Origin of the sequence: Pseudomonas sp. Sample_11, from assembly GCF_004307505.1 — a bacterium.
Lineage (GTDB): Bacteria > Pseudomonadota > Gammaproteobacteria > Pseudomonadales > Pseudomonadaceae > Aquipseudomonas > Aquipseudomonas atacamensis.
The window spans coordinates 91669-98138 of record NZ_RCOD01000051.1; the positions used below are offsets into that span (position 1 = coordinate 91669).

Consider the following 6470-nt stretch of genomic DNA (forward strand, 5'->3'; position numbering starts at 1 on the left):
AAACCGACCTCACGACAACCGCGCAGGGACGTATATGACAACCGCTAAGAAGGCCACGAACATCAGGGCAACAATCGACGCTACATGGGGAAGCGGTGAAGGCAAACTTCAACTTGACGATATATTTCAGGACGACCCGGCGAAGTCCCGGCCCCTCACCGGATCGACGCTGCTGCGCGATAAATCGTTGCTGGTTACCAGTACCTTCGACAATAGCTCCTTCTTCATTTCCAAGCTGAACCACTTGGGTGCCGTAGACCTGGCGTTCGGTGTCGAAGGGCGTGTCATGGGTTCGTTCCTGGCCAATGAGCAGGCCTCTGGCGGGCCTATTGCAGAAGGTGCCGATGGGCGGCTGTTCATGGCGGGCAGCACAACCAATGGGAAGTCGAGCGAGGTTAGCCCCGCGATTCTCTGCCTCGACAGCAAAGGCAATCGAGTGAGCAGCTTTGGCGACAATGGCCAAGTCATCATCGATCCCCCAAACACACAACGGCTTACGAAAAAAGGCCCGGCATTCGTGTTCGCGTTACCCGACGGCAGCGTGATTGTCGGCGTTGATTACCACACGCCTGCCGTGCTCAGGGCGCACCTGTACAAGTTCGATGCGCAGGGAGCACCCGTAAAGGCATTCGGCACAGATGGCCGAGTTGAAATAAAGCACAGGCTGCGGCATGCATCGACCTCACTCAGCGACGGTTGCGTGCTCGACAATGGGCTGTTGTTATTTGCAGGCTACGAAAAATACGAGCCCGACGTGAACACGGACGGTCTCGTCGTGATGTTGAATTCAGACAGTGGCGCGCCCCATGAGAATTTCGGTCACCCGGAAAGACCCGGAGTTCTGGTAGTCCGGTACAACTCCAGGGGTGCCGAACTCAATACTGTGAGACAGCGAGCCCCCAATAGGTTCACGGCATCCGGCTACACCAACATGGGCAACGCCTTGAGTGAGCGATACGGCATGTTGATCGCCTTCGATGAAGAAGGTAAGCCCGATTTCGACGTTTTCGGCAGTCCGAATATCATGCCGCTTCCAGCAGATCTCGGCAGCGACAGGCGAGTCAACTGGGCGGACCATGTTCCTTTCGCTGATAACATCGTAGTTTCTGGTGGAGACGAGAAGGGCAATTATATTGCCTGTGTGAAAGCACGCAGCGGTGGCTACAACTCCGATTTTTCAGACGCGGGTGGCGTCATCCCTCGCGAGGAGACCACCGACTCTCTCTCCAGGCTTCATTATCAGCAGGACCCTGGCAAATTGATTGTTGCCCTCAACATCAATCCAGAAAATCCTCTGGGTTGTCTGTATCGCTACAACATTGCTCAGTAGGTGGCAGGATCACCGCGTCGCCCGGTTCAAGGGCGACCCGGTCAATCAATTGTCTGCCAGGTCCTGCTTCACCACTACCGTGCAAGTAATTCCCGCCGCCAGCAACACCCCCGCCGGCACCTCATCAATGTGAATCCTTACCGGCACCCGCTGAGCCAACCGCACCCAGTTGAACGTCGGATTCACATCGGCAATCAGCTCGCGGCTTTCAGGGTTGTCGCGGTCGTAAATCCCGCGCGAAATGCTTTCGACATGGCCCTTGAGCACTTCGCCGCTCATCAATTGCATGTCGGCTTGGTCACCCACTTTGACGTGAGGCAGTTTGGTTTCTTCGAAAAAGCCGTAAACCCAAAATGAATTCATGTCGACCACGGCCATCTTCGCCTCGCCAATGCGCGCGTAGTCGCCGCGATGCACATTGAGGTTGGTCACGTAGCCGTCCACCGCCGCACGCACTTCGGTGCGTTTGAGGTTGAGTTCGGCGGCTTCCAATTGCGCCTGGGCGTGTTGGTAATCGGCCAGCGCAGCGTCGGCGATGTTGCTGGCGTCGTCGCGGTTCTCTTTGGAGATCACCAGATTGTCGAGGTCGGCGCGGCGGTGCGCGTTGACCTTGCGCATTTCCCAGGTCGACTTGCGCGAAGCCACCAGGGACTGCGCCTGCTTGACTGCGATGCGATAGTGCTCGGGGTCGATGCGCATCAGCAGATCGCCCTTCTTCACCAACTGGTTGTCGCGCACCGGCACTTCGACCACTTCGCCGGTGACGTCGGCGGCGACGTTGATGATGTCGGCACGCACGCGACCATCGCGGGTCCACGGCGTGTTCATGTAGTGCTCCCACAACGTGCGGCCGATCCACAGCGCCAGGGCCAGAACCAGCAGGGTCGCGAGCAGGCTGAAAAACTTTTTCATCAAGATGTTCTCAACGGTAGACAGTCAGCGCCATGGCGCCGAACAGACAGGTAAACAGGCTCAGACGCAGCAGCGCCGGGTGCCAGAAAAAACGGTACATGTCGAACCCCGAGAGGAAGCGGTCAACTGCCCAGGCCAGTCCCGCAGCAATGAAAAACATCAGGGTCATGGTCGGCATGTACACGCCGTGGAAGGCGATTTCACGAGGCATGGGCGAGTCCTTCGGGCCTGGCAGTAGCGAATTCGGCGAGGGGTGATTGCGGGTCGAGCAGCGAGGTGCGGATGAAGTGCAGGTAGCTTTTCACCCGGCGCAACGCGGAGGTATCGAAGTGCGGCGCGAACGGCTCGTCGGTGGCGGCGACGCGGCTGATCGCGTGGTCGACGGCCACCAGTGCGCGTTCGAGATTGCTCGCGTTCGGCTGCAGAAACAGGCGCACCAGCGCACGCCCCATCACGCGGATTGCCTGGCGCCACGGCTGCGATTCGGCATACGCCGGGTGCACCGGCAGGATCGCCTGTTCCTTGCGCAATTCGATGATCGCGTGGCCGACTTCGAGCACCACGAACATCCAGCGCAGCAGGCTTTTTTGCACTTTCGGTTGCCCTGCCGCGAGGCCATAGGCCTGATGCAGCAGATCGCGGGTGCGGCTCTCGAAACGCGAGGCCAGGCCCTTGAGTTTGCCGCTGATCGCGTAGACCACTTGGCCACGCAAGTCCTGCTCCAGGCGCTGCCACAGCCAGCGACTGTTCGGCGGCAGAATGATCGCCCCCGCTGCGGCACAGACGAGCATGCCCATGACCATGGCGATGTAGTCGTTGATGAAGGTGTAGGGGTTGTAAATCGTGAGATTGTCCGGCACTGAACCGGTGCTGAAAAAGATCAACAACCCGAGGCCGACACCGGCGTATTGCGGTCGTGAAGCGAGGAACGAACCGAGCACGATCACCGGCGCGAGCATCACGCAGAGCAAGGGGAAACCGTCGATCAACGGGAAGATGAAAAACATCTCGACGAAGCCGATCAGTGCACCGAGAAACGTGCCGCAGGCCATTTGAAAGGCCATGCGTTTGGGGTTCGGTGTGGCGGCGGAAAGGCCGACGGTGGCGGCGGCGATCAGGGTCATGGTCGCCCCGCTCGGCCACGCGGTGGCGACCCAATAACTGCCCAACACAATCAGGATGAACGAGGCACGAATTCCCGACGCGGCTGCGGCCCACCAGTTGGTTTGCGGGGTGAAGGGCTCGTCCCAGCGCTCGCGTTCGTGGCGGTGCTCGGCCAGGGACGCGTGGGTCTGTGCATAGCTGTGCAGGTCATCGACGAAGCGGTAGAGCAATTCGTAGGCGGTGTGGAAATCCAGTTGTTCGGCTTCGCTCGGAGCAGTGTCCTGAAAGATCCCGCGCAGGGTTCGGACACGTGCCGGCAGACCTTCCTTGTAGGTGGCCAACGCGGTCGCCAAACGTGCCGCATCGGGACTGGTCAGGGCGCGACCGCTGAAGCTGTCGAGCACTTCGGCGAGGTCCTGCAAGCCCGGTTTGATCGCCGCCACGACATGCTCTTCGCCATTGCCGCGCAGGCGTTCAAGCAACTGATGCAAGGCGTTGAAGCGCGTGGTGATGCCCATGAACTCGCTGTTCAAACGACTCAGACGACCGTTGCGCCGGCGCATGTGCGGGTCTTCGAACACGGTCACACTGCGCAGCCCTTCCAGGCCGACGGCTTCGGCAATGAAGCGCACGTTGCTGGCTTCGAACGCCTCGGCTTTGCTGCGCCCGCGCAAGCCGTCGGTGACGAACAGGGCGAACACACCGAAGCGCTGATACAAGGCATTGCGCATCGCCGCGCTGGCGGTCTGCGGCAGAATCGCCGCGCTGATCAGCGTCGAACAGAGAATCCCCAGCGAGATCTCCAGCACCCGCCACACCGCCGCCATAAAGGCGCCGTCCGGGTGCGCCAGCGCCGGCAGACCGACCATCGCTGCGGTGTAACCGGCGAGCACAAAACCGTAGGCGCGAAAATTGCGGCAACGTGCGGCACCGGCCGAGCAGATGCCGACCCAGATCGCCAGCGAGCCGAGAAACAATTCGGTGTTCTGCGCGAACAAAGCGATCAGCGTGACCATCATCGCCGACCCGGCCAGCGTGCCGAGCAAGCGATAGAAACTCTTGGCGAACACCTGACCGCTCTGCGGCTGCATGACGATAAACACCGTGATCATCGCCGTACGCGGTTGCGGAAGTTCCAGACGCATCGCCAGCCACAGGGTGAGAAACGCGGCGAGCAACACCTTGAAGATATACACCCAGGTCACGCCATCGCTGCGTGCCCAGTCGAAAAAACCGCGACGCCATTCCAGGGAGTGGAGCCAGCGTAGAGGGGCGGGCAAGGAGGTCATTGAAAATACTCAGGCATGCAATGCGGACTCGAAACCTGTGGGAGCGAGCCTGCTCGCGAAAGCAGCGTGTCAGGCAACATGTTCATTGACTGATACGCCCTCTTCGCGAGCAGGCTCGCTCCCACAATGGACGCTGTGTTCACCGCAGCAGCGCCGGGGTTTTCGGGGCTTGGGTCTGCTCGGCTGTCGGCACGTCATCACCGGCACCGAGGCCGCCACCCAATGCCGTCACCAATTCGGCATGCGCACTCAAGCGCGCCGCCTGGACCTGCTGCTGCACTTGCTGTTGCTTGAACAGCAAGGTCTGCGCATTCAGCACATTGAGGTAATCGGTGAGGCCGCGTTGATAGGCGATCATCGCGATGTCGTAAGTCTTCTGCGCTGCGGCAACGGACTCGGCAGCGAAGTCCTGCTGCTTGTCCATCGACTCGCGGCGGATCAACTGATCGGAAATGTTCTTCAGCGCGTTGATCAGGGTCTGGTTGTAGTGCGCCACGGCGATGTCATAACCGGCCGCCGCTTCGCCCAATTCGCCACGCAGTCGACCGCCGTCGAAGATCGGCAACGAGATCGCCGGGCCGACGTTATAGTTGAGTTTCTTGCCGGTCAGAAACTCCAGCGCGCCGCCGCCCGTGGCCATGTAGCCGAGGCTACCGACCAGATCGACGTTGGGGTAGAAACCGCCGTGGGCGACATCGATGCCGCGCGCCTGCGCCGCCACTTGCCAGCGACTGGCGACCACGTCCGGACGCTGGCCGAGCAGTTCGGCGGGCAATGCCGAGGGCAACTTCAACGGTGCCGCGAGGGACAGCGTCGGCCGTTGCAGTTGCGCAGCGGCGCCCGGGCCTTTACCGGCCAGCGCAGCAATCTGGTTGCGGCTCAGGGCAATTTCCTCGTCCAGCGCATCGAGTTGGCGATGGGTTTCCGGCAACGGCGTTTCGGCCTGGCTGACTTCGAAATGCGTGCCGATGCCACCGCTCAAACGCTTCTGCGCCAGATCGAGAATCTGCTGTTGCTGTTTGAGCATTGCGGCAACGATGTCGCGCTGGGCGTAATGCAGCGACAGCTCGATGTAGGCGCGGACGATGTTGTTCTGCAGTTCCAGTTGCGCCAGGCGCGCCTCGGCCACACTCACATGGGCCAGATCCACTGCGCGTTCACTGGCATTGCGCTCGCGGCCCCAGAGATCGAGGGCGTAGCTGAAGCCGAGCGCGGCGTTGTTGTCCCATGTGGTGGTGTTGGCCAGATCGCCGGGGCCGTAGAACTGATCGGTCGGCCAGTTGTGGCGCTTGAGGGTCGATTCGCCATTGATCTGCAACGCCTCAGCCGCTTCGGCAACACCGGCCATAGCCTTGGCCTGACGCACCCGCGCAGCGGCCATGGCCATGCTCGGGCTGCCTTGCACGGCGAGGTCGATCCAGCGATCAAGTTGCGCGTCACCAAACGCCTGCCACCATTGGGCGCTGGGCCAATGGGCGTCTTTGGCGGCCTCGGCAATGGCCGCGTCGGTGGCCAGTGAATCGGCCGCGAGTGCCTCGCCGTGAGGGGCAATGCCTTGGGTAGAGATGCAGCCGCCGAGAGCCAGGGTTAAAGCCAGAACACTGAGCGGCAAAAGCGCTCTGTTGATGCGACGCGGCACAGCTGCGAATTCCTGAGAGAGGGATCAATCGAGGGGACTTGTGTAGGAGCTGCCGAAGGCTGCGATCTTTTGATCTTTTTAAAGACAACATCAAAAGATCGCAGCCTTCGGCAGCTCCTACAGGGATCGGCGCAATTCTATGGAGCTGCCTCTGCGGCGATAAGCTGGGATTTCTGTGAATCTTTGTTACGGTTAA

Annotated in this window: 5 protein-coding genes; 1 reads left to right on the forward strand and 4 read right to left on the reverse strand. The window is 60.7% G+C overall.

Translation table 11 applies throughout. From position 1 onward, the window contains the following. Window positions 1–34: 34 nt before the first annotated feature. The gene (locus tag D8U60_RS14950; RefSeq protein WP_130900385.1) at window positions 35–1330 is read left to right on the forward strand and encodes a hypothetical protein; all 1296 of its coding nucleotides are present in this window, start codon (window positions 35–37) and stop codon (window positions 1328–1330) included. 45 nt (window positions 1331–1375) lie between these two features. Here the strand turns inward: D8U60_RS14950 and D8U60_RS14955 are convergent, their stop codons facing one another. The 4 genes from D8U60_RS14955 to D8U60_RS14975 form a co-directional block, all read right to left on the reverse strand. Next, window positions 1376–2242, reverse strand: coding sequence for an HlyD family secretion protein (locus D8U60_RS14955; RefSeq protein ID WP_073473686.1), 867 nt, complete (start codon window positions 2240–2242; stop codon window positions 1376–1378). Window positions 2243–2252: 10 nt separating this feature from the next. Beyond that, on the reverse strand, window positions 2253–2453 hold the full coding sequence (locus tag D8U60_RS14960) for a DUF1656 domain-containing protein (protein ID WP_130900386.1): 201 nt from the start codon (window positions 2451–2453) through the stop codon (window positions 2253–2255). Further along, window positions 2443–4635, reverse strand: a complete 2193-nt coding sequence (locus D8U60_RS14965) for an FUSC family protein (RefSeq protein ID WP_130900387.1) — start codon at window positions 4633–4635, stop codon at window positions 2443–2445. Before D8U60_RS14965 ends, D8U60_RS14960 begins: the two co-directional genes overlap by 11 nt. A gap of 139 nt (window positions 4636–4774) precedes the next feature. Continuing rightward, window positions 4775–6274 carry an efflux transporter outer membrane subunit gene (locus D8U60_RS14975; RefSeq protein ID WP_130900388.1) on the reverse strand — a complete coding sequence of 500 codons (1500 nt, stop codon included), beginning with the start codon at window positions 6272–6274 and terminating at the stop codon, window positions 4775–4777. Between the last annotated feature and the right edge of the window lie 196 nt (window positions 6275–6470).

Excerpts from the sequence above, each read along its gene's own strand:
- D8U60_RS14955 (WP_073473686.1), bottom strand. The coding sequence starts at position 2,242 with ATGAAAAAGTTTTTCAGCCTGCTCGCGACCCTGCTGGTTCTGGCCCTG.
- D8U60_RS14950 (WP_130900385.1), top strand. The coding sequence starts at position 35 with ATGACAACCGCTAAGAAGGCCACGAACATCAGGGCAACAATCGACGCT.
- D8U60_RS14965 (WP_130900387.1), bottom strand. The coding sequence starts at position 4,635 with ATGACCTCCTTGCCCGCCCCTCTACGCTGGCTCCACTCCCTGGAATGG.
- D8U60_RS14960 (WP_130900386.1), bottom strand. The coding sequence starts at position 2,453 with ATGCCTCGTGAAATCGCCTTCCACGGCGTGTACATGCCGACCATGACC.